The following is a 23,209-nucleotide window of genomic DNA, read 5'->3' as shown; positions in this document are numbered from 1 at the left end:
GCCGTGAAGAATATGATGAAAAACCACAAGTTAGCTCAAGCAATTGCTGACGCAAGCTGGAGCGAACTGGTTAGACAGTTGGAATACAAGTGCCAGTGGTACGGTCGATTGCTGGTTAAGATTGACCGATGGTTTCCCAGTTCTAAGCGCTGTGGACATTGTGGTCACGTCGTTGATAAATTGCCGCTTAATGTTAGGGAGTGGAATTGCCCAGAATGTGGAACTCACCACGACCGAGATATTAATGCCGCAAATAATATTCTAGCCGCAGGGCTTGCGGTGATAGTCTGTGGAGCGAACATAAGACCCGATGGACATAAGTCCAAAGGGCAGTTGCGAAAAACCTCTGAGCTTCGACAGGCTCAGCTACCGCGTAATCTCAGGGGCAGGAAGCAGGAACTCAACACCTCGACTCCGCTCGGTGTTGACGCGCTCGCGGAGTCGAAGCGTCAAATCGTGAGGTTTGGGAATCCCTCGTCTCCGGCGAGGGAGGATGTCAATAGAACCCCCTCACCCAAGCTTGGCAAAGGGAATGGGGGTAAGGGCTGTGGTTTAAGTTGACACCAATGCAGGGTCTTGCGCCCGATTTAACCGTAGAATCTATTCCAGTACTTGAACTGTGTCAAAAGCGACCTGTCGGGGCAAGTTTCACAGAAATTTAATATTTATCCCCGTAGATTTCATCAAAACTATACCCAATTGGCTGAGGTTCGGCTGCACAATAGAGAAAGCGAAAGCACCCTGCCTGAAAAAACCCTATAAGGCAGATAAATGAACCCGTGAAGCCCTGACAGGGTAAGCTCACATTCTGGTTTAGACTTCGGTCTTAAATAGGAATGTGGGCTTACCTAATTTAAGTAAACTTTGTTTGTAGTAGGCACTTTAGTGCCTTAAACTGTTTTATTTTCCAGCACTAAAGTGCTGACTACGAAGGGAAGAATGGGCTGTTTGCCTATCGCCGCGCAACTACTGGCTGGTAAAAATGATGACTGATTTTTTGACCGGAAAAAAGAAGCGGATTCCTAATCCTATCACTCAAGAATAACGCTGACTTCTTCTACAGAAAGATTACAAGCAGTTGCAATTTGTTCTAGACTTAAGCCCAATGAAAATAGTCGAATAACCGTTTGTTGCTGTTGTTGTTGCAACGCTCTTTCTGCTCTGGCTGCCCGTTGGCGTTCCTGTTCCGCCCGTTGGCGTTCTTGTTCAATGAGTTCTTCCGGAAGTGGATAAGCATTTCCTTGTTCGTCGTACCAGAATAACCATTCCCTTGTCCAAGCCACGTAGGTTCCTATTCCTCGACCAATTCCTAAACCGACTTCTGGCATCCAGTAGGGTTCCCCAGTTTGTAAGATGTATTCTCCTTGGTCTAAACGATATAATTCTAAGGGTTGATGTCCGTCTCTTTGCCAGTGACTGGGGTTATAAATTAGGTAGTAAAGTACGCCTAACTGAGCATATTTTTCTTTCTTTTCGTCATATTCCTTGTTATATTTTTTAGAGACGATTTCCATTGCCAGGATAGGCGGAATATTGTTCTCTTCCCACAATACATAGCTGAGTCGTCCGGATTCATTGGAACGTCTAGGGACACCGATACTGAGAAATCCATCGGGAACTAGCGCAGGTTGGCGTTTGTTTTCATAGAGGTAGTAAATCCCCATATCTACGCCCAAAAACCAATCCTGGCGTTCTTGCCAGATGAAAGCTAGGATACTTAGGAGTAAGTTGGGAACTAAATTTTGTAGTTCATTATCCACAGGAGTATCATCGGAGCAAGGTAGCTCTTGGCTAGTGGGTAGACGAGAAAGTGGTTCAAATTGTACCATCTGTGCAGACTCCTACCTGAAACATTAAGGTTATAGCGGTTGCGATTAAGGTTAGGACATTAAATCTCTTCCACCATTTTAGCTGTGTCGAGCCACATTAGCGTTACACCTAGATAGCCGATAAAATATGGGGCTAAAGTTCCCCTACTACGAACCTGAGTAATGGTGCGTTACGCTACGCTAAACGCACCCGACAATGTTTAAGGATTCTGGTGACAGTTCAGAACCTACAGGAATCGTCACAATAAATGTTGTTCCTTTGCCTACTTCACTATCTACCGCAATGTCACCTTGATGGCGTTCCACACATTTTTTGACAATCGCTAGTCCTAATCCCGTTCCCGATATTGTCCCCACATTACTGCTGCGATAAAAGGCATCAAATAACTGAGATTGCTCTTTTTCGGGAATCCCAATTCCTTGGTCTTTAATCCTGAATGTGACCTGATCAGGATCAAATATCAGGTCAAATTGTACCGTTCCTCCTTCTGGGGAATACTTAATCGCATTTGACAGTAAATTGGTTAAAAATTGTCGTAATAGTTTCTCATCTAGACAAACCCATCGTGACCTACCTTGACGGCGAAACCCAATTTGATGGGGCGTTTTCACCGTCAGTTGTAACTCTTCCACTAATTCTTGGCAAAATGCTTCTAAATCGATAGGAACAGGTTTAAATTCCAATTTACCAGCCTCGGCTTTATTAATCAATAACACATCACTAATTAACTGGGTCATGTGGTGGATTGTATTTTGAATCCGTTGAAAATGCCGCTGCTTTTTATCCTCCTGCCATTTATGACCGTAATGTTGCAGTAATTCGCTGGATGAGAGAATCGTGGCTAAGGGAGTGCGATATTCATGGGAGACGACAGAGATAATATTGGATTTAAGTTCACTGAGTTCTTTTTCTTTAGTTAAACTTTGACGCAGTTCAGCTTCTAAGTGCTGGCGCTGGGCGATTTCTTGTTGTAAATCATGATTTTTTTGTCGCAGTTCTTCCGTTTGTTTAGCGACGCGACATTCGAGTTCCTCATTAAGCTGTTGCAGTTTCTCCTCACTCTGTCGCAGCCGTTTTAAGGTTTGCGATCGCTCAATGGCATGGCGAATTGAACGGGTCAATAATTCATGATCAATTTTACCTTTGACTAGATAATCTTGCGCCCCTTGGCGTAAGGCTTCTAAGGCAGTTACTTTATCATTTAACCCCGTAAGAACCACAATCGGTAAATCGGGTACAGTTTCATGGGTTTTTGCCACAGTTCCTAATCCTTGTTTGTCGGGGAGAGACAAGTCTAATAACACGACATCAAAGTCATGAGTCTGTACGGTTGATAACGCCTGTTTCAGTTGTTCCACATGGACTAAAGACCAAGGCATTTCTTCGGCGTCTTCTAGGATTTCTTGTAACAGATCCGCATCAGCCGGGTTATCTTCGACTAGCAATATTTTTAGAGGGGATATAGACATTGGTATTACTCCGAAGGTAGTTGAACCACAGCCAGCCAAAAGGCTTCAATTATCTTGACAACTGACATAAATTGTTCGACATCAATGGGTTTGGTGACATAACAGTTGCCATTCAATTCGTAGGTTTTCAGGACATCTCGTTCGGCGGCTGATGTAGTCAGAATAATCACTGGAATCCGCTTCAGTTGGGAATCGGCTTTGATTTCCGCTAAAACCTCACGTCCATCTTTTTTGGGCATATTCAGGTCAAGCAAGATTAAATCGGGGCGAGGAACATCGCTATATTGACCTTGGCGTCGTAAAAACGTTAGGGCTTCCACGCCATCTTCAACCCAGTGCAAATTGTTGAGAACTCTGGCGTCACTAAAAGCGTCAACGGTGAGATCAGCATCGCTGGGAGAGTCTTCAACTAGGAGAATTTCTATCGGTCGAATTGTCTTCATAAACGTTAGAGTCATGATCAATAATGAATGAAATTGAGGTAGATGGAACAGTTAAACGGGAATGGTGAAATAAAAGGTTGTGCCAATGCCTAACTCAGAATTGACCCAAATTCGTCCTCCATGACGTTCGACAATTTTCTTACAGATAGCCAAACCAATTCCGGTTCCAGGATAGTCGCGGCGAGAATGTAATCGCTGGAATATTGTAAAAATGCGCTCTAAATATTCCGATTCCATACCAATCCCATTATCCTGAACTACAAACGTCCATTCATTTCCCTGGTTTTGGGCAGAAATATGGACGTTTGGTGGGGTTTCACGACGAAATTTAATCGCATTAGCGATGAGGTTTTGGAATAATTGAGTTAATTGAGTTGGATCAGCGATGACTGTGGGTAAGGCGTCATAAGTAACTATTGCTTGACTTTCTGCGATCGCGACGTTTAAATTCTCCATTGCTTGTCGGATAATTGTCTCACTATCCGTGGGTTGTAGGGGTTTTCCTCGTGTTCCCACCCGTGAAAATTCCAGCAGATCATTAATTAATTGCTGCATCCGCGTCGCCCCGTCCATAATGTAATGGAGGTATTTATCCGCCTTAGCATCCAGTTGGTTTTGATACTTACGGCTGAGAAGTTGGGCGTAACTATTGACAGCGCGTAAGGGTTCTTGTAAATCGTGGGAGGCGACATAAGCAAACTGTTCTAAGTCGCGATTAGATTGCCATAATTCTTGATTTAGTTCTTTGAGTTTTTCTTTGGCTTGCTTGCGTTCCGTGACGACTTCGGTGTTCATAATAATGCCGCTAATGTCGCCAATATTGCCAATCCAAGGACGGATTTCCCAGGAAATCCATTGCTTCTCCCCATCGGCGCGGATAAATAAGTCTTCGTCACACTGTTCACTTGCACCTTGGAGACAACGGTGATGAATTTGTTTCCAAGTATCGGGGATTTCGGGAAAGAGTTCGTAGTGATTTTTGCCGATAATATCTTGATTTTCTAACTGATAGTCATCTAACCAGCGGCGACTGACTAACTGGTAATTCATCTGCTTATCAAACATCGCGATCGCGGCGGGAGTATATTCTAAAAGCAGCCGCAGCATTTCCGCGTTATGGCGCAAGGCTTCCTCGGTTTGTTTGGCGTCGGTAATATCTTGGACGAGGGACAAAATTGAGACCATATTACCCGATTCATCTAAAAGGGCAGATTCGTACCATTGACAAATTACCACCCTGCCATCTTTGGTCAGATTGCGATTTTGGTAGACAACACTGGAGGTACTCCCATCCAGTAACCCACTCATTTCTTGGCGGACAATTTCCACATCATCGGGATAAATAAACTGCCAATCACCTGAACGCTTGCCTAAGACTTCCGGCGTTGTCCAGCCAAAGATTTGTTCCGCTTGTTTTGACCAACGCTGCACCCGGAACTGGTTATCCCATTCCACGACAGCTAGGGGAGAATTCTCCACATGGAATCCCAAGCGTTGATGGGCGTCTTGTAAGGCTTTGGTCTGTTGTTGCAGGATAATTTCGGCTTGCTTCTTCTCGGTAATGTCCGTCCAAAAGCCAACTATTTCTAAAGGGTTTCCGGCTTCATCACAAATCAGTTTCAGTTCATCATGCATCCAGCGGTAAGTGCCATCCTGATGTAAGAAGCGGTATTCATGAACATGATGTCCCGTGTCAAAAACTTTGGGCAAATTGGCACAAACGCGAGGAACATCTTCGGGGTGAATATGGTTGACCCAAAACGGCGGGTTTGTGATAAAGTCTTGGGCAGCGTATCCTATGACAGTTGCTGTATTATCACTCATAAACGTGACGCCATAGTTCCCGGAAACCTGGCGACTATAGAGTACCGCCGGACTATGAGACAGGAGATAACGCAAGCGTTCTTGAGTTAACCGCAATGTAGACAAGGTACGTTTGCGATCGCTAATATCCCGATTTGACCCAACAATCCGATAAGGCTTACCATTAGTATCGCGTAAACTCGCGCCACGGGACAAAATCCAGCGGTAATTCCCCTCTTTATCCAGCAGGCGGTGTTCCAGTTCTAAGCTAGGGGTTAATCCGTCAATATAGTCTTGAAACGTAGCCAATACCCGTTCCCGATCGCCTGGATGAATCCGATCCAACCATTCAGTAGCGCGATCGGAAATTTCATCGACGTGATACCCTAAGGTTTGACTCCAACGGGGAGAATAGTAAACCTGATCGGTTAGCAGATTCCAATCCCAAAGTCCATCATTTGATCCTTCTGCTACCAGTTCATACCGTTCTTGAGTTTCTTGGAGAATGGCTTCAGTCTGCTTCTGTTCAGTAATATCGCGTCCCACCGCATAAATTAACCCTTTAGCCGGAAATGAGGCGCTATTCCAAGCTAACCAACGATAGGAACCATCTTGACAGCGATAGCGATTTTCAAATTGAATGGATGTCGTACCTGTCGCCAATTTTTCTATTTCAGTTAAGGTGGCGACGCGATCATCGGGATGGACTAATTCTAGAAAGGGTTGAGTTAAAAGTTCCGCTAGGGGATAGCCGAGAATCCTTTCAAAGGCAGGATTCACTCGTTTGAAATACCCATCGCTTCCCGCAATCGCCATGAGATTAATGGACATATTGAAAAAGCAATCCAATTCACAGTCTCTGGGGAGTGAATCGGTAATTTCTCTGGCGGCAGCATACCCATATCCCGCCTCGTCGTAATTCCATGTCCACTCTAACCAGTGGTAGTTCCCTTGGTAGTGGCGATAACGGTTCCGAAAGGAAACAGGAACAGCTTTCGTGGCTAACGCCGTCAGCGTAGCGGTGACATCCTCTGGATGAACAAGTTCAATCCAACGGCGCGATCGCACTTTTTCCGGCATCCACCCCAATAGCTTGCGCCAAGCGGGGTTGAGTTGTCCAATCCTGCCGTCAGGTTCGATAATACAGAAGAGATCGGCTGAGTGATGGAAAAAAGCTTGCCATTTAGGGTCAGCTTGAATTATTGTATGCTGCACGGGATTGCCCATGAGAAGTCTTATCCTAGAAGCGGTTATACAGGGATGGTTTCCTTAATTTTCACCACTTTTAGGCAAATTGTTGACCGAGAAAGTACCCAATTCTGTGAGGATGGCGGCGAATTCTTCGGTAAAATTACGGATACCAGTTTGTAGTAGGGGCTTTAGCCCCTAATTGTATTGGTTTCTTTCCCTATAATTCTGTAGGATTTAGCAGCGAGTTTTTGACCAAATTAGATAAACCGTAGTGGCTTGGCAAGCTTAAAACAGTGGTCAATTATTTTCTCAAACCCTTATGAGAGTAGCGATCCAGAAAAATTTTACCCACAACTTTAAGCTTGCTAGCAGTATCCTTGAAGAAGTCGAGGATCTTGCTTAGATAATCCTGTTAATCGAGTGGTGTGGCATAGCTAATAGTGATGGATTAGAATTATAGCAAAAAACTGTAGGGGCGCACTTCGGTGCGCCCAATTTAATTATAAAATCTACCCAAATCTTACCTGTACCATTTACCCCGTTTGGCGATGAAGTAGTCTAGGTACAATCTCAGTAGCAAATAGGGTAAGGAGACTATAGCGCCAATAAGTAACCCATCCTTGATTTCGCCAGTCCCCTAAAATCCATCTTGAACCGATAAAAAGGGTTAAGACTAAGGTTAAACCGATTCCGCCCAAGAGCAATCGCCCTTTCAACGTTGAAGGGGATGTAAACTTAGGTTGAGTGAGGAAAAACCCAGTAATGACCCCCAAAGAACGCGCTAAAGGTTCCCATACACTGGCTATAAAAAACGTCACGATGACAAATGTAACCTGAACGATAAACCTTGGTTTTACAGGAATAGACCAGACTGTACCTATCCCCGCAAAAAGAATACCTACAATCAATCCGGCGACTACATCCAGAGGAAAGTGAACCCCTAAGTAGAGGCGCGATATGGCAATTAAGGGAAGAATTATGAGACTCCACACCCATAGCCAGAGACGGCGGTGGTGTAAAGATAGGTAAATCCAAAAGGTGGCTGAACCTTGGACATGTCCGCTGGGAAACGATGCATTTTCACTCGTCGCGATCGCGTCAGCAGAGGCGATATCCGGATTTAACTCGAAGGGACGAGGTATGTCAAATAGTTCTTTGAGGATTGTATTACACTCATAACTAATCCCTAGGAATAATCCTAACTGGCGACCTGTCCATGGGTCAATTAACCAGTAATAGAGCGTGAGGAAGGCGATGTAGGCATATTCTGAACCGAGATTGGTAATCGCAAAGACTAAAGGCTGCAAGCGCTGTCCTAGCAGTTCCTGAATCCATTCAATCGTTGTCATCGCGCCTTAAAATTTTGTTAAACGTTCCCTACAGGGGGAGTGCTATATGTTAGCGCTTTATAGGGTGGACTAGGTTAATCTAACAGCCACTAAAATTAGTAGATACTATAGCAATCCCAAATAGGATGCAACAAGTGAACGGCTTGAAACTCAGGTATAGTAAGGGTTTCAGTTTTGAAAATTGCCACAACCAATTTAGGAGCGCTATATAGTGGTAATTAAATCATAACTGGCAAAGTGTATCGTACCAAATCCCCATGTCTAAACTCCTGCGATTCCTCATACAACTGATAGCGGCTATGGTAAATGTTGTCGTTGGATATCTAATTAACCAGATATCCAGTACAGAAACATTGTCTTCAAAAGGTTTATCTCAAACAGACGTTTTGATTTTTGGGCTAATTGGAGCAGCTATTGTGGCACTCGCGTCCATCAATATGCTGACCAGTGATTCATCATCAACAGCATCTCAGTCGCAGTCAGCAACTCAGACGGTGGCTTTGGCGAGCGGCATACCCGTACTTCTAAGTGTAACGCTTTACGCTGGACTCAAAAGCGGTTTTCTTCCCCTGGAATACAGCCAAGAAATATTTTACGTCGCCTTGGTATTGTTTGTTGTGGGTGCAATCCTACCTTCTATCCTAATACATCCGAGAGGTATAGTACAAGCAATTTATTTTCTGACTACTATGGTCTTAACTTTTTTGGAGATATTTTCAGTAAAAGATGCGGTGTTTGGTTCAATATTTGCTGTAATTATTATAGTATTTTTTAGCTTGGGTAGCAGCTCAGAAAAAACAGCTAGCCGTTATCCAAATCAAGGCTTTATAGAAACCGCAAAGCATTCAGTAATTTTCTATTTGTCCGCCACCCCAATTTTTATGGCATTTCTTTATCTAAGCCAAAGATTAATTTCTGAAAAAGCTGTCGAAATAGAAGTCGTTGTAATTTTAGGATTAATTTTTGCACTATTAGTAGGATACTTTTGTGCAGGATTGGCTTGTATTCAGCATATTGTACTGCGCCTAATCCTGTGGTGGAGTGGCGCAATTCCCCGCAATTATCAACATTTTTTTAGCTATGGGCGTGAGTTAGGTTTTATTCAGCAAGTGGGTGGACGTTATCGGTTTATTCATGACTTGCTGCGCGAACATTTTTATGAAAATTATTAAAGTTTGGATAAATTGCTGTATCTAAAAATTACACTCGTATCATTTACTCAATCAGAGACTTATGTTGTGAATAACGCTTGATTAATTCCTCTCGTTTAACTAACTCAAAATTATTCAAATCAAATCTGGGAGAGACTGGTTTAATCCCAGACGTTACTTGATGAATCCATCCCACATATTCAGTTTGCACCTGTTTAAAAAAACTCGCTATCATCCAATCTTCTACACTATGAGCAGCATAGTCCTTTGAATAAGGTTCTCGGAAGAGTTCTATCAACCAGTGAGCATAACGAAGTTTCCGTTGGTTTCCATCTAGAATAATCAATTGTCCTCCAGGTTCCAGCAAGCGACAGCATTCTTGTACGATTAACTGAGAAATCAGGGGTGGCGTTTCGTGTAATACCATCGAGACTGTGACTAAATCAAACGAAGCATCATCAAAACCCGCAGCTTCAGCTAAACCATGCTGCCATTGTATATTTAACCCTGCTTGCTCTGCTTTGTAGTCTGCCACAATCAGCATATACGGAGACAAATCCAATCCGATAACAACGGCTTCCGGAAACGCCTGCTTTAACATCAATGTTGTCGAACCCGTACCGCAACCGAGATCGAGAATTCGACTGGGCTGGTTCTCAATAGTCGTTATTAACTGTTCGCGAATCCGAGTTTCATTGGGTGGGGAAGCATAAGCTGTCACAGTATCATAGGTGATAGCCGCTATAGGATTAAGATAGCCGCCTTCAATACCATGAAAGTCGGGCTGGCTATAATAGTCGGGATAAATGAGATTAGTTTGTCGGAAACGTTCACTCTGCTTTTGCCAATCAATGGTTTCATAGAACTGGAGTTTGTCTTGACCAATCAGAACGCTTATGATTGGCTTTAACAAAAGCTCTCCTATGTTATTACGGATAGACATGGTAATCTCTTCCTCTCATCACTTGTCTATAATCAAAAACAACTACTGGACGACCCGCTGCACAAATTAACATAACCAACCTATTAATTTTATCGGGGGAATCCTGAATCGGGTATCGGGAATTAAAAGCAAACCCTGTAGGGGCGACCCGCTGCACCAATGAACACCACCAACCGATCAATTTTATCGGGTCGCCCTGAATTAGGTATGGGCAATTAAAGGTAAACACCGCCGAAAAAACGCAGGAAAATTAACGCAATTACCCTATTTTTATCACATAAACCATAGATCAGGTATCAGAAATTAAAAGCAAACCCTGTAGGGGCGACCCGCTGCACCAATGAACACCACCAACCTATTAATTTTACCGGGTCGCCCTGCATCGGGTATCGTAAATTAAAGGTAAATACCGCCTACATTAGACGGGGGCGAGTCGAGACAAGTTAATTCTGACACCGTTACATTTGATCAGCGACCATGAGTGTCAACTTAAGCTACAACCCCCTCACCCCCAGCCCCTCTCCCTCCAGGGGAGAGGGGAGCAAGAAAGACAAGAAAGAAAGGGTATTCTTTTCCCTGATAATCCTTACAATCCCTGACTTGGCGGCAGAACCAGGAAATCTTCAGGGAGTTTTGTGGTAAGCTAATGAACATTCAAAACGCTTGACTCTGATTATGCAGTTAAAGTCTATCAAACAAAAAAAAAATTTTTCAACGCCATAAAAGTTGTATCCACCAGTCTGATCAGTGGCGCAATTGCACTAGAACTCTGGAATATTTATGCTTTATTCAGTGATCTGAGTGTCCCCACAATCCTTGAACCTGTTTTTTGGCTGGGGCGTTTTGCCGTTACCATTCATTTAGTGGAAGCGATTATCGCGGCGGCTTATGCGCCTTCTAGACAAAAGACACCCATCGTCTATGGAACTTATACGTTCTTTGTGGGTACAGTGGGTTTGTTAGAATTATTCGATCAGGAGGATGAGTAGATGTGGCGAAACTTTCCATCTTTGTTATCAGTCTGGATTACCCGATAGTCACAAGTTAAGACTTTCGCACTCCCAACTCTTTTAAGTTATACTCATATCTTGCCTTACTGGTAATCAGCTTAAAGTACTCCTGTGGTGGGCAAGAGCAACGAACGATACTATAAGCATTTGAATTTTATAACTCTTGCCCACCCTACATAAACTACATAAAGGTTCCCAACTTTTTTAATGAGACGTGTATGAAATTTATCGAGGCTATACCCATAACTTTATGCCTAAGTGGTATCTTCGTAGTTGTTCCGATAACCTTAGCTCAAGTTCCGGCTAAGATACCGACACGAGTGATCAGCCAAAATCTCGCCAACAATCAGCAAGAACTTCCGGTTGGCGGGTTATACGTTCAATCGGAAGAGGGACAACAGCAAGTCTTTCCTCTCAAGCATACCGAGGTGAATGCCAAAGTTACAGGAAATGTCTCTCAAGTTGAAGTAACACAAACCTTTGAAAACCCCTTTGCGGAACCCTTAGAAGCTGTCTATGTCTTCCCCTTGCCTGATGAGGCGGCGGTGTATGATATGGAGATTAAAATCGGCGATCGCACGATTAAAGGGGAGATTAAAAAACGTGAAGAAGCCCAAGCGATTTACGAACAGGCGCGTCAGGAAGGACGAACGGCGGGACTCTTAGAACAAGAAGGGGCCAATATTTTTACTCAGTCTCTGGCGAATATCAAACCCGGAGAACAGATTGATGTCACAATTCGCTACACCGATAGCCTAAAATTTCAGGGCGGTGACTATGAATTTGTGTTTCCGATGGTTGTTGGTCCCCGCTATATTCCCGGTACTCCCAGTGGTAATAGTGGAAATACAGACGAAGTTCCCGACGCCTCCCGAATTACTCCCCCAGTTCTCAAGCCAGGAACTCGTTCGGGACATGATATTAATGTAACCGTAGAGATTAATGCTGGTGTACCGATTCAGGATGTGCGTTCCCCTTCCCATCAGATTCGCAGCGAACGCCAAGGTGAAACCGTACAGGTACAGTTAGGCGGGGAAGACACAATTCCCAACAAAGACCTAATTTTACGCTATCAAGTCGCAGGCGATCGCACGCAAGCCACTATCCTTTCCCAAGCCGATGAACGGGGTGGACATTTTGCCCTTTACTTAATTCCCGCCCTAGACTATCGCCCGAATGAGATAGTACCTAAGGATGTCGTCTTTCTCATGGATACATCGGGTTCTCAACGCGGTGAACCGTTGCTGAAGTCACAGGAATTGATGCGCCGCTTTATTAATGGGTTGAATCCGGACGATACGTTTACAATTATCGATTTTGCCAATACGACGACTCAGCTTTCACCGCAACCTTTAGCCAATACTGCCCAAAATCGCACTCAGGCATTGAATTATATTAATGGGTTGCAGGCAAATGGCGGGACAGAATTAATGAATGGGATACGGGCGGTGTTAAACTTCCCGCCATCTGCACCGAATCGCCTGCGAAGTGTCGTGTTACTCACCGATGGCTATATTGGTAATGAATCGCAGGTAATTGCTGAGGTACAACGACAACTCAAACCGGGTAATCGCCTCTATAGTTTCGGTGTCGGGAGTTCAGTGAATCGCTTCTTGCTGAACCGTTTAGCTGAAGTGGGGCGGGGTACAGCCAAAATTATTCGTCAGGATGAACTCACGCAAGAGGTGGCTGAAACCTTCTTCCGCCAAATTAATAATCCAGTATTAACGAATATTCAGGTCAGTTGGCAAGGAGAGGGGACATCGGCGCAAATCTACCCCCTAGCTGCACCCGATTTGTTTGCCAATCAACCTTTGGTTTTGTTTGGACGGAAATCAGACCGTCGCAATGGCACGATTAAGATTACCGGAATGGCGGCGGGGGGTCAACGGTATGAACGAACTCTATCGGTGAATTTTGATCAGAGTACCGATAATCCCGCAATTGCCCAATTGTGGGGACGCGCCCGGATCAAAGACTTGATGAATCAAATGTTTGGTGGTGAAACTACGTCGGGTGTCGAGGCGGTGACGCAGACGGCGTTAGACTATCGCTTATTATCGCAATATACGGCATTTGTAGCGGTAAGCGAAGAAGTCCGCGTGGAACCCGATGGAACAAGGCGGCAGGTACAAGTTCCAGTTGAGTTACCAGAAGGGGTGAGTTATGAGGGGATTTTTGGTGATACGGCGGATACAACATATACTCGGAACGTACCCAATAGTTATACACCATCGAGAACGGCGGGTAGTGGTACTCGTGGAACTCCTGGAAATATTAGATTTCGATCTAGGAGTACAGTAGGTTCTTCGCGAGGTTCGGCTGCGCCTTCATCGACTCCCCTGTTAGACGAGGAGGCTGATACCTTAAGCCAAGGTTCGCCTCAACTTACAGTGGTGAAGATTGAAGGGTTAGAACCGGAACCAGAAAAAGATGCGATCGCGTTTTTGACTCAACATTTACAATCCCTGAATCTCCCAGAGGGTTTCACAGGAGAAATTATCTTTGAGTTACAGATTCGCGATGGTGCAGTTCAACGAGTGATCCTCGACGATATCGAGTCAACGTTACAGGATACCACCATTGTCGATCCAATTCGGCGATCGCTCTTAGGGTGGTCTACTTTAGAATCTGTTACTGGAACGATTCGAGTTACCTTGCGAGTTCCTTGAGGAAACACGAAAGTACGAATAGGCTACTGAGGGCGGGTTTTGTTAAAAGGTTATCATTAACCCGCTTACCTGAGTAGCTAAACCCGCCCCTACACTTGACGCTTCACCACCTTTGAGGGAAAGCTCTTGACTTTTAAGGTCTGCGAAGCCGTACTAACGTAGGGGAAAAGGTCAAGAACATCAGCAATTTCTTACCGCCGTTTGCGATATCTGCGTTGTTGTCGGTGTCTGGCTATTTCCTTGCGTTTGTGCTTTTCTAAGGGAGTTTCAAAAAAGCGGTTCTTCTTCATGTCTGAGAAAATCCCAGCACGAGATACTTTGCGCTTAAATCGCCGAAGTCCAGATTCAATTCCTTCATTTTCTCCAATAATAACTTGAGCCATGCTTATCTCCTTTGAAGCTCAACACAAAAAGGGCAGACATTTACCTGCCCTCAAATTTCAAAAGCCATAGTAACTTAATTCCTTATCGTTCCTAAATTTCAGGGAAAAATAAGGAAATCAGCTTTTGACACTCCCACCGCTGAACATTTAATGCTATAGCGGTGAACAAGTTTTTTCACAAGGCGCGATTTATATATATCACCGCTCTCATGGAGTGTAGTGATATCAGTATGACACACGTGACATCATCCCAACATCGAATCGAAGATTACAATATGGGCTTCCTAATATCGCTATTAGGCATTGCTCCCCTACGCCAGTTATCTAGGCGCATTGCCCCCGATACCTCGACTTGAGAGCCAATTTCTTGCTTCTCCAGAGTCCCTGGATACGTTTTTAGATCATGGTTCAACTTTAACACGATTCAATCAATTGAGTAGGGGTTCAATGCCCCGAAATTGGGGAGTCCATGTATCCCGACACTGACCTCACGGGTACAGTTCGGGACTTATAGCTCCCCAAACCCCTCGCCAGTTAAGTTAAAAAGAGCCACGGTTATAGCCGCCACCGCGATTCCCATTGCTTCGTTCCCGTGGTCTTGCTTTGTTAACCTTCATTGAGCGTCCCATCCATTCAGCACCATCAAGGGTTTCAATAGCACTGTCTTCGTTAGACTCAGACTCCATCTCCACAAAAGCGAACCCTCGTGGACGTCCGGTTTCACGATCTTTTGGTACACTCACGCGAGTGACGTTACCGTATTCGGCAAAAACTTCCGTCAAATCCTCTTGAGTGACATCGTAGGACAAATTACCAACGTAAATAGACATAAGGCACTTCCTTTTTACTGAACCTGTAGCGAGTTACATCGGAGAAGTGCCTGCGGACAAAATCGAAATCGAAAAAATCGAAACAAGCTTACTCTACCGAAAATCAACCGTATATACTCTAGCATCGATTGCAGGGGTTTGGCAAGATATTATCAGGTTCAAATATTAGTTCAGTATTTTGCCCATGATAAGTAGGTTGGTGGAAATAAACTCAACCATGTTAAGTTATGTTAACAAGCCTCAAACCCTTACAAATGACGAATGACGAATGACGAATGACGATCCCCACCGTTAACTTTAATTGTCCCCACCTACTTATAGTCAGGCAAGTCAATCTTAAAGGATATGACAGAGCAAAACTTCGTCGTCATTGACACGGAGGGAAAACGCGAACTCAGCGAAATTGCCGTCATCGATAGTCAGGGCAAGCTCATCTATGAAGCCTTCACTGAAGATCATCCAAACAATACAGAAATTCAACTGAAGTGCAAGAGTCTACGCAACATCGTGAGTGAATTTGCCACGCTGGTTCAGAGCAAAATACTCGTCTGCCACTATGCTGCACACGACCGCAAAGTGTTGCGAAACAGCTTTATTCAAGCCGGAGTCAGGTTGCCCTCGTTTTCCTTCGAGTGTAGTTGTGAACTGGCACGACGATGTTTCCCAAATCTACCTGAATACTCGCTGAGATACCTGAGCAAGCATTTCCTTCTCAAAGTTAAAAACAGACTATTCGACGCCAATCTCGCTCATACGGCACGCTACGATGCCGAGTTTACTTACCATCTCTACCGAAAACTCAAAGAACATCTGGCTATGTACGAACGCCTCCGGAACACCTACAATCCTTTTAGCAGTAGCCGTGTAGACACACCGTTCCAAGATCACATTGACCTGCAAGCGGTTTACCATAGCGAGTATGAAATCCTTAAGTCCATCATCAATGACATCAAATGCGATCCAAACCAACAAAGCAAAGGTGCGGTTGTCATTGGTGAAGCCGGAGCGGGTAAAACCCACCTGATGATGAGACTCGCCAAAGAACGGCTGAAAACCAACCGCCTGCTCTTTATCCGTCAGCCCAATAATGCGATTGGTGGCTTTATATTGAACGTCACATCATGGATTGGTGGACAAATCGTTACACGGCGGCTGGATATTCTGCGGCAATACTCCAAGGAATTCTCAAGTTTTGTCGCTACACAGATCGGCGCAAAAAAGATATGGTGCGGCGATGGTTAGCCGTCAGTGAAATTCCCGATGAACAGGCAAAAGACATCGGATTGGAAAACTGGCACGATGACATAAGTAAAGAGGAATTCTCCCTGGAAGCGATCGCGACTTTTGGCAAACTCTCCACTCTCGATGAACCACAGTCCAAACGGACTATTTGCCATCATGGACAAAACCGATCGGATTAACTTTGAGCTTGCCTATAACCTAATTGTCGATATTCACAACCGCGATGTAGATGCAGACATGGTAACAGCCTTGCACGTTCTTTCTGAACAGCTAAATACCTATTGGTTGACTCATATTATGTCCGGGTGAATACTTACCAGACTTAGGATCATTTACCTTCCTGTTGGGCGACTTGCTGCTTCACCTGACTCACACTATCTGGATTCAGGGAAATTGAATCAATTCCCGCTTCCACTAGAAACGCAGCAAAATCCGGATGATCACTGGGGGCTTGCCCACAAATCCCCACCTTGCGATCGCACTGATGCGCGGTTTGAATCAGCCGCCGGATTGTTTTCTTAAGCGCCAGATTGCGTTCGTCAAATAGATGGGACAGATCCCCAGAATCCCGATCCACCCCCAACATGAGCTGGGTGAGGTCATTACTACCAATCGAGAAGCCATCAAAGCGTTCAGAGAACTCCTCAGCTAACTCCACATTAGAGGGAATTTCGCACATCACATAGACTTCTAACCCATTTTCCCCCCGCTTGAGTCCATTTTCGGCTAAGACGTGGAGAACCTTATCCGCCTCATCTAGGGTGCGACAGAAGGGAATCATCAGAATCACATTATTGAAACCAATCTCTTCCCGTACCCGTTTTAGGGCACGACATTCCAAAGCAAACCCTTCCCGGTAGCGATCGCTATAATACCGAGATGCACCCCGGAATCCTAGCATGGGGTTGGCTTCCTCTGGTTCAAATTGTTGACCGCCAATCAAGTCAGCATACTCATTCGTCTTAAAATCACTCATCCGCACAATCACCGGATTTGGATATTGGGCGGCGGCGATTTTGGCAATTCCCCGGGCTAAATTATCGACAAAATACTCGGTCTTATCCTCATACCCCTGAGTCAATTTCTGAATCTGCTGGCGTGCATCTTCATCCTCTAACTCATCCAAATGAATCAACGCCATGGGATGAATTTTAATCACATTATTGATAATAAACTCCATCCGTGCCAAACCAATGCCTTCACAGGGTAATCGCCACCAGCGAAATGCTGCATCAGGACTGGCAATATTCATCATAATTTGGGTTTTGGTTTTGGGGATTTCGTCTAGATTGAGTTCAGATTCCTCATACTCCAACATCCCCTGATAAATCACACCGCGATCGCCTTCGGCACAGGAAATGGTAATCTCTTGATCATCGTCCAACGTACTCGTTGCATCACCGGTTCCCACAATAGCGGGAATGCCTAACTCTCGACTGACAATGGCGGCGTGACAGGTACGTCCACCGTGATCGGTAACAATCCCGGCGGCTTTTTTCATAATTGGCACCCAATCGGGGTCAGTCATTCCTGTCACTAGGATGGAATTCTCTTCAAATTGGTCAATCTCTTCGGCGCTTTTAATTCGGCACACCTTACCCGCCGCGATCGCATCGCCAATACTGAGTCCGCCCAGGATTTCTTTCCCCGTTTCCTTAAGACTATAGGTTTTTAATGATCCGGCTTCTTTTTGAGATTGAACCGTTTCTGGACGGGCTTGCACGATAAACAAGTCGCCTGTATCCCCATCCTTTGCCCATTCCATATCCATGGGTTTTTGATAATGGGATTCAATCGCACTTGCCCATTGACCTAGTTGTAAGATTTCCTCGTCCTTCAAAACAAACGAATTACGCTCTTGGGAAGACGTATCTATATTTTGCGTCGTCTCGCTTCCCCCTTTGGCGTAGATCATTTTTTTCTCTTTCGCGCCCTGTTTTTTCTCAATAATCGGCTTGAGATTGGCGTCCTCTAATAAAGGTTTAAACACCCGATATTCATCCGGTGTTACTGAACCCTGCACTACATTTTCACCCAATCCCCATGCCGCATTAATCACAACGACATCGGGAAAGCCAGTCTCAGTATCCAGGGAAAACATCACCCCAGCACTAGCTTTATCTGATCGCACCATCTTCTGTACCCCCACCGAAAGCGCCACCTTCAGATGGTCAAAGCCTTGCGCCTGTCGATAACTAATCGCGCGATCGGTAAATAATGAGGCATAACATTTACGACAAGCTTCGAGTAATTCTTCATAGCCAGTAACATTGAGAAACGTTTCCTGTTGACCGGCAAAACTGGCTTCCGGTAAATCCTCAGCCGTCGCGCTACTTCGCGCTGCGATATCTACATCTTGAGTATCATAGCGTTGACTAAGTTGGTCGTAAGCTTCGCGAATTTCCCTGGCAATGTCTTCGGGAAAGTCGGCAGAATGAAATAGCTTACGGATTGATTTCCCGACTTTTTCTAGCGGATTTTTCTCACTGTCTAGTTCTGATAAATGCGACTTGATTTTTTCATTGAGCTGATTAGCGTCAAGGAATTTACGGTAAGCTTCAGCCGTAGTCGCAAAGCCATCCGGAACCCGAACGCCTTCATCTTTCAGGCTGCGAATCATTTCACCTAATGAAGCATTCTTTCCGCCAACCATTGACACATCATCAGAGGTGAGATTTTCAAACCAACGAATGTACTGATTAGTATTGCTTGTCATAATTACCGTTAACCGAAAATAAAACTATAAAATAGGACGAATCTCCCCTTTTTCTCCCAGACGCGCCATGGCACGTCTCTACACAGTTCCTCTCTGCCTCCCCTCTCCCAAGCTTGGGAGAGGGGCTGGGGGTGAGGGCTGACCTGTGTAAGGACAGCGCTACAAAGCGAAACCCAATCGCTAATTGCTGAAATTAGCTAGCCGTTTGTTTTGATGCCTTAATCATGCGGACAGATTCTTTAATCATCTGGGAAGCATATCCCCATTCATTGTCATACCAACTCATGACTTTAACTAGATCACCATCAACGACTTGCGTCATAGTTAAATCGACAATTGAAGCATGAGGATCTTGAACGATATCCGATGAAACAATCTGGTCTTCGGAAACCGCTAAAACGCCTTGATAACGTTCGCTTTCGGCTTCTTCTTTGAAGATACTGTTAATTTCGTCAACGCTAGTTGACTTGTCGGTGACGAAAATAATATCAGAAATGGAACCAACAGGAATTGGTGCCCGTACCGCTACCCCATCAAACTTGTTTTGATATTGGGGAAGAACTTGGGTTGTCGCCACAGCCGCCCCGGTTGTGGTGGGAACTAAATTAGCCGCTGCTGTTCTACCGCGTCGAAATTTCTTGCTTGGTCCATCCACAATCGCTTGGGTAGATGTATAAGCATGAATAGTTGTCATCATGGCTTTTTTAATCCCAATGCGGCGTCCCATGACTTCAACAACGGGAGTAATGCAATTCGTGGTGCAGCTAGCACAGGAAACAATTTGATCCGATTCATCCGGCTGATTGACGCCATGTACAATGGTAGTGATTCCCTCACTTTTAGCCGGTGCAGAAAGAATCACCCGCTTGGCACCCGCTTGGATGTGTTTTTCTAAATCAGGTTTTTTCGTAAAGATCCCTGTACATTCCAAGACAAGATCGACGCCTAAATCACCCCAAGGGAGTTGGGTGGGATCTTTTTCACTTATGATTTTATAGGATTTGCCATCGATAACTAGACCATCCTTCGTACTGTCTACATTTTTATTATATTTGCCGTAGACTGTATCGTACTTGAGCAGATAGGCAAGATTGTCGGGTGGGACTAAATCGTTAATCGCAACGACTTCTAATTCTGGATTGTCAAGGGCAATCTTAAAAACAGCTCGACCAATTCTCCCGAAACCATTAATTGCTATCTTTGTCATGATTAAATCTCCTGTAATCTTCGGTTATGAAGAGAATACGTTTATCTGATGTACCAAGGATGCTGGGGAGCCTAATATAGTTGGGTTTGAGGTACTTTACCCAACTCCCTTGAGAGATCCTGTTAGGTTTCGCTTACGCTTTACCCAACCGCCTTGAACTTGATGTACTTTTACGCTTTATGCTCCCGACAAGCGTCAGCAAGTTGTCACCCTTAACTTTAGATATGTAAAAAGCTGGTTATCGTCTGTCTGTGGGAAGAAATGACCAAGCTATACCGCTCAGACTTTTACCAGATGACACTCTCCGGAAAATTACACACGTAGCAGAAGGCTCCAGGGCAGAAGGCAGAAGGCTTTAAGGCAAAAGTACCCTAGGGCTAAAGGGGATTCCTGTCATCGGATTTGGTATCATTCCCTATTTTCGACAGATGAAGGAAGTGATAATCTAGATAGTGGCTACAATCTCACTTTCTTACCCCAGCGATCTCTCACGCTTGGGTTTTCCTGATTGGCATCCTCCCCGGCGTAAACGCAGGGAGATTCCTACCAGAGGGGTTTGGTGACCAAATCCCTGCTCTCGGCAGGTTGATGGCTCACCACCCAATTCGGGTGGCATAAAGTCACGCCATTTCATGCCTTGTTGCTTAAACTCTGCCCGACTTAACCCGTGTAGGTGCAGCATGACATTGTTGATCACTCTAACTTCACGTCTGCCGAACCAATGCCAATACCAATGGGAGCTTTCTCAATTAGCCGTTGTAAGCGATACTGCTCTTGGTGGCGTTGATGTTCCCGTCGCCCTTCAGTATTGGCGATCGCACTCCGCATCGCTAAACTTTTGTAACGGTATCTTTCCGATTTACCGATAAATCAGGACAGTTACAGCAGATTTGGTGGTTGATGAGGTACAGTCTCTAAGCAAGATCCCCGATGTCTTCAAGAAGTCGGGGATCTGTCTGTGTACCTCACTGACTTGAAAAGCGCTGTATAAGCTAAAACACATTTAAATTGTGTAAGCTGTTGTGCATTTAAACTTCATATTATTCAGTTTATTTACAATTATTGACACAAATGTAAAGTTTTAATTACATCTATTGAGCATTATGAAAGGAAGGTAACCAGAGGTATATAAAAAAGATCTGGCAACAGCTCAATCTGGAGTTTTTCGGAAAAATATGTGACATTAATCACAGCTAAATGCTTGGAAAATCACATTTTTTTTACAAGCTTATCACACTAAATGGCGATAATAATCACTATATTTCATGAATTAAATTACAACAATTTCCCAAAAAATGGGAGATGATTTAGATGGAATGTGGTTGATTAGTCAAATTGAGTTGAGAGCAAACGGAGAACTAACAATGAGAGTATTTACCAAATATACAGTCAGCGAAGGAGATATAGAACTTCTGTTAAAATACACAGATAAAAATGAGGACGTATCCTTCGAGGAATGGGATGCAGATGTCTTATCCCAAGACTGGGATGCGGATGCTTTTATCGAGGAATGGGATGCAGATTATCCAGTAAATGATAACAATAGGGACATCTGGTTTAATGACTGGAAGGAGTTTGAAACAAACTTAGACGACATGCTAATTCACTGTCGCGAATGGGAACTATAAGCTATCCCTAATATTCAACAGCCTTCCATTTATTTTTGTCTCTGAGTTAATGAATCAACTTGCCTAAGTTATTACGGGCATCATCCTGAACTCAGTACCTAAGAAGTGACAGCTTTTTGCCGTTAATTTTTCTCATTTTCGTTAATCTCAATACTCTAATCTCGTAAAGAAACCTACCTTCATTTTACTTACAGGTTAGGTGAGGGCGGGTTGGGCAAAAATCTTAGTTTTGACACCTTTGATTAAGCGCCTCTTACCCGCCCCAAAAAGCTCCTAAATACTTGTCGTAGATGGAGGAGAGCCATGTAGAGATAAGGACTCGCGTCTGAAAGCCGGAGAGTTACCTCACCATTTTTTAAACAAACGGATATTGCTAGGGAAATCTCCACTCAGACATGGCTAGAGTTGAGTCCCAACCTTATAGGTTTCTCCTTGTACGCTTACCAAATCTCCTTCAACTAATTTACGCCCACGTCGAGTTTCGATGATGCCATTAACGGTCACATCACCGTCTTGAATCATCAGTTTAGCTTCGCCACCTGTGGACGCTACACCTACCCACTTGAGGAACTGATCTAACTTAATGGTTTGGATGGGGCTGGTCATACCAAAATAGACAAATCACGGATCTAGAGGGTTAGGTGGTTGGAGATTTATCGGTTTCCGCCTCAGATTCTGATTCAACCTGATCGGACTTGACAAAGTTTAGCGCGGCAGAATTTAGACAGTAACGCTGACCCGTTGGTTCTGGCCCATCATCAAATACATGACCTAAGTGAGCATCACAAGCCGCACAGAGTACCTCAGTGCGACGCATCCACAAAGTATTATCGGCTTCATATTTGATGCTTTCTTCATCAATCGGTGTCCAAAAACTGGGCCAACCCGTGCCAGAATCATATTTGGTTTTGGAGGTGAACAAGTCATTGCCACAACAGACACATTTGTAGACTCCAGGCTGCTTGTTGTCGTGATACTCCCCGGTGAAGGCGCGTTCCGTTCCCTTCTGTCGGGCTACTTTGTATTGTTCCGGGGTAAGCTGTTGTCTCCACTCCGCGTCACTCTTTTGTACTTTCTGAATCATGGTTTCAGCTTCCTTAACTATGCAAACATCAGGTTGAGCTATCTCTACACCCAACATGATAAGGTGATTCGTTGGCTTAGAGAAAAATTAGCGAGTTGTGAGTTCATAACCCACAACTCAACGTATTCGCGGGAGTCCTCACCCTCAACTCTCGTAGGGTGAGGAGGGATAGCGGGATGCCGGAAGAATGGAGGCATCCATCTTTTTCCCTCTTACGCTACACATAAACCGTTATTTCTCCTGATTAACTCGACTTTA

At 44.5% G+C, this 23,209-nt stretch carries 24 protein-coding genes; 9 read left to right on the top strand and 15 right to left on the bottom strand.

From position 1 onward, the window contains the following. A partial coding sequence (locus RIC07_RS12700) for an RNA-guided endonuclease TnpB family protein (protein WP_446394857.1) occupies window positions 1-561 on the top strand: 561 nt, incomplete at its 5' end. 470 nt (window positions 562-1,031) lie between these two features. Here RIC07_RS12700 and RIC07_RS12695 read toward each other — a convergent pair. The 4 genes from RIC07_RS12695 to RIC07_RS12680 all read right to left on the bottom strand — a co-directional run bounded on the left by RIC07_RS12695 (window position 1,032) and on the right by RIC07_RS12680 (window position 6,760). Continuing rightward, on the bottom strand, window positions 1,032-1,829 hold the full coding sequence (locus RIC07_RS12695) for a Uma2 family endonuclease (protein WP_446394856.1): 798 nt from the start codon (window positions 1,827-1,829) through the stop codon (window positions 1,032-1,034). A gap of 180 nt (window positions 1,830-2,009) precedes the next feature. After that, the gene (locus tag RIC07_RS12690) at window positions 2,010-3,299 is read right to left on the bottom strand and encodes an ATP-binding protein (protein WP_446394855.1); all 1,290 of its coding nucleotides are present in this window, start codon (window positions 3,297-3,299) and stop codon (window positions 2,010-2,012) included. 5 nt (window positions 3,300-3,304) lie between these two features. Next, a complete protein-coding gene (locus tag RIC07_RS12685; protein WP_446394854.1) occupies window positions 3,305-3,757 on the bottom strand; it encodes a response regulator in 453 nt (150 codons plus the stop codon). Between the two features lie 36 nt (window positions 3,758-3,793). Beyond that, complete coding sequence (locus RIC07_RS12680; protein ID WP_446394853.1) at window positions 3,794-6,760, bottom strand: PAS domain S-box protein; 2,967 nt, start codon at window positions 6,758-6,760, stop codon at window positions 3,794-3,796. Between RIC07_RS12680 and RIC07_RS12675 the strand changes: the two genes are divergently transcribed. Then, on the top strand, window positions 6,752-6,916 hold the full coding sequence (locus tag RIC07_RS12675; protein WP_446394852.1) for a hypothetical protein: 165 nt from the start codon (window positions 6,752-6,754) through the stop codon (window positions 6,914-6,916). The two genes, RIC07_RS12680 and RIC07_RS12675, sit on opposite strands and share 9 nt — an antisense overlap. A 353-nt stretch (window positions 6,917-7,269) precedes the next feature. On the opposite strand, the gene RIC07_RS12670 is transcribed toward RIC07_RS12675, so the two are convergent. Next, window positions 7,270-8,085 (bottom strand): phosphatase PAP2 family protein, encoded by an 816-nt coding sequence (locus RIC07_RS12670; RefSeq protein ID WP_446394851.1) that lies wholly within the window; start codon window positions 8,083-8,085, stop codon window positions 7,270-7,272. Between the two features lie 299 nt (window positions 8,086-8,384). Between RIC07_RS12670 and RIC07_RS12665 the strand changes: the two genes are divergently transcribed. Continuing rightward, the gene (locus RIC07_RS12665) at window positions 8,385-9,257 is read left to right on the top strand and encodes a hypothetical protein (RefSeq protein WP_446394850.1); all 873 of its coding nucleotides are present in this window, start codon (window positions 8,385-8,387) and stop codon (window positions 9,255-9,257) included. A gap of 43 nt (window positions 9,258-9,300) precedes the next feature. On the opposite strand, the gene RIC07_RS12660 is transcribed toward RIC07_RS12665, so the two are convergent. Then, entirely contained in the window at window positions 9,301-10,179 is an 879-nt protein-coding gene (locus RIC07_RS12660) for a methyltransferase domain-containing protein (protein WP_446394849.1), read from the bottom strand. A gap of 719 nt (window positions 10,180-10,898) precedes the next feature. Here RIC07_RS12660 and RIC07_RS12655 point away from each other — a divergent pair. Further along, window positions 10,899-11,168, top strand: coding sequence for a hypothetical protein (locus RIC07_RS12655; RefSeq protein WP_446394858.1), 270 nt, complete (start codon window positions 10,899-10,901; stop codon window positions 11,166-11,168). Between the two features lie 239 nt (window positions 11,169-11,407). Continuing rightward, window positions 11,408-13,861: a VIT domain-containing protein gene (locus RIC07_RS12650; RefSeq protein ID WP_446394848.1), complete on the top strand. Its 2,454-nt coding sequence runs from the start codon at window positions 11,408-11,410 to the stop codon at window positions 13,859-13,861. 191 nt (window positions 13,862-14,052) lie between these two features. On the opposite strand, the gene rpsU is transcribed toward RIC07_RS12650, so the two are convergent. The 3 genes from rpsU to RIC07_RS12635 form a co-directional block, all read right to left on the bottom strand. Continuing rightward, window positions 14,053-14,244 carry a 30S ribosomal protein S21 gene (gene rpsU / locus RIC07_RS12645; RefSeq protein WP_006103066.1) on the bottom strand — a complete coding sequence of 64 codons (192 nt, stop codon included), beginning with the start codon at window positions 14,242-14,244 and terminating at the stop codon, window positions 14,053-14,055. Window positions 14,245-14,512: 268 nt separating this feature from the next. Then, entirely contained in the window at window positions 14,513-14,665 is a 153-nt protein-coding gene (locus RIC07_RS12640) for a hypothetical protein (protein WP_446394847.1), read from the bottom strand. Between the two features lie 118 nt (window positions 14,666-14,783). Next, on the bottom strand, window positions 14,784-15,074 hold the full coding sequence (locus RIC07_RS12635; RefSeq protein WP_446371083.1) for an RNA recognition motif domain-containing protein: 291 nt from the start codon (window positions 15,072-15,074) through the stop codon (window positions 14,784-14,786). A 345-nt stretch (window positions 15,075-15,419) separates the two neighbouring features. On the opposite strand from RIC07_RS12635, the gene RIC07_RS12630 reads away from it, so the two are divergent. The 3 genes from RIC07_RS12630 to RIC07_RS12620 are packed head-to-tail and all read left to right on the top strand — an operon-like array spanning window position 15,420 to window position 16,625. Then, window positions 15,420-16,316 (top strand): exonuclease domain-containing protein, encoded by an 897-nt coding sequence (locus RIC07_RS12630; protein ID WP_446394846.1) that lies wholly within the window; start codon window positions 15,420-15,422, stop codon window positions 16,314-16,316. After that, entirely contained in the window at window positions 16,298-16,495 is a 198-nt protein-coding gene (locus RIC07_RS12625; protein WP_446394845.1) for a hypothetical protein, read from the top strand. Before RIC07_RS12630 ends, RIC07_RS12625 begins: the two co-directional genes overlap by 19 nt. After that, on the top strand, window positions 16,473-16,625 hold the full coding sequence (locus RIC07_RS12620; protein ID WP_446394844.1) for a hypothetical protein: 153 nt from the start codon (window positions 16,473-16,475) through the stop codon (window positions 16,623-16,625). Before RIC07_RS12625 ends, RIC07_RS12620 begins: the two co-directional genes overlap by 23 nt. Window positions 16,626-16,644: 19 nt before the next feature. On the opposite strand, the gene ppsA is transcribed toward RIC07_RS12620, so the two are convergent. From ppsA to RIC07_RS12600, 4 genes are all read right to left on the bottom strand, one after another. After that, the gene (gene ppsA, locus RIC07_RS12615) at window positions 16,645-19,032 is read right to left on the bottom strand and encodes a phosphoenolpyruvate synthase (protein ID WP_446394843.1); all 2,388 of its coding nucleotides are present in this window, start codon (window positions 19,030-19,032) and stop codon (window positions 16,645-16,647) included. A gap of 193 nt (window positions 19,033-19,225) precedes the next feature. Then, window positions 19,226-20,239 carry a type I glyceraldehyde-3-phosphate dehydrogenase gene (gene gap / locus RIC07_RS12610; RefSeq protein ID WP_446394842.1) on the bottom strand — a complete coding sequence of 338 codons (1,014 nt, stop codon included), beginning with the start codon at window positions 20,237-20,239 and terminating at the stop codon, window positions 19,226-19,228. 472 nt (window positions 20,240-20,711) lie between these two features. Beyond that, window positions 20,712-20,921 (bottom strand): hypothetical protein, encoded by a 210-nt coding sequence (locus RIC07_RS12605; RefSeq protein ID WP_446394841.1) that lies wholly within the window; start codon window positions 20,919-20,921, stop codon window positions 20,712-20,714. Window positions 20,922-20,932: 11 nt separating this feature from the next. Beyond that, window positions 20,933-21,067 carry a hypothetical protein gene (locus RIC07_RS12600; RefSeq protein ID WP_446394840.1) on the bottom strand — a complete coding sequence of 45 codons (135 nt, stop codon included), beginning with the start codon at window positions 21,065-21,067 and terminating at the stop codon, window positions 20,933-20,935. Between the two features lie 536 nt (window positions 21,068-21,603). Here RIC07_RS12600 and RIC07_RS12595 point away from each other — a divergent pair. Then, window positions 21,604-21,867 carry a hypothetical protein gene (locus RIC07_RS12595; protein ID WP_446394839.1) on the top strand — a complete coding sequence of 88 codons (264 nt, stop codon included), beginning with the start codon at window positions 21,604-21,606 and terminating at the stop codon, window positions 21,865-21,867. Between the two features lie 399 nt (window positions 21,868-22,266). Here RIC07_RS12595 and RIC07_RS12590 read toward each other — a convergent pair whose 3' ends face one another. Further along, on the bottom strand, window positions 22,267-22,473 hold the full coding sequence (locus RIC07_RS12590; RefSeq protein ID WP_446348025.1) for an RNA-binding S4 domain-containing protein: 207 nt from the start codon (window positions 22,471-22,473) through the stop codon (window positions 22,267-22,269). Between the two features lie 31 nt (window positions 22,474-22,504). After that, window positions 22,505-22,951, bottom strand: a complete 447-nt coding sequence (gene msrB, locus RIC07_RS12585; protein WP_446348027.1) for a peptide-methionine (R)-S-oxide reductase MsrB — start codon at window positions 22,949-22,951, stop codon at window positions 22,505-22,507. Window positions 22,952-23,209 lie beyond the last annotated feature (258 nt).

The organism is Coleofasciculus sp. E1-EBD-02 (assembly GCF_040218245.1).
Taxonomy (GTDB): Bacteria; Cyanobacteriota; Cyanobacteriia; order Cyanobacteriales; family Coleofasciculaceae; genus Coleofasciculus.
The sequence above is the reverse complement of the archived record's forward strand: the minus strand, read 5'-3'. Positions and strand labels throughout refer to the sequence as shown.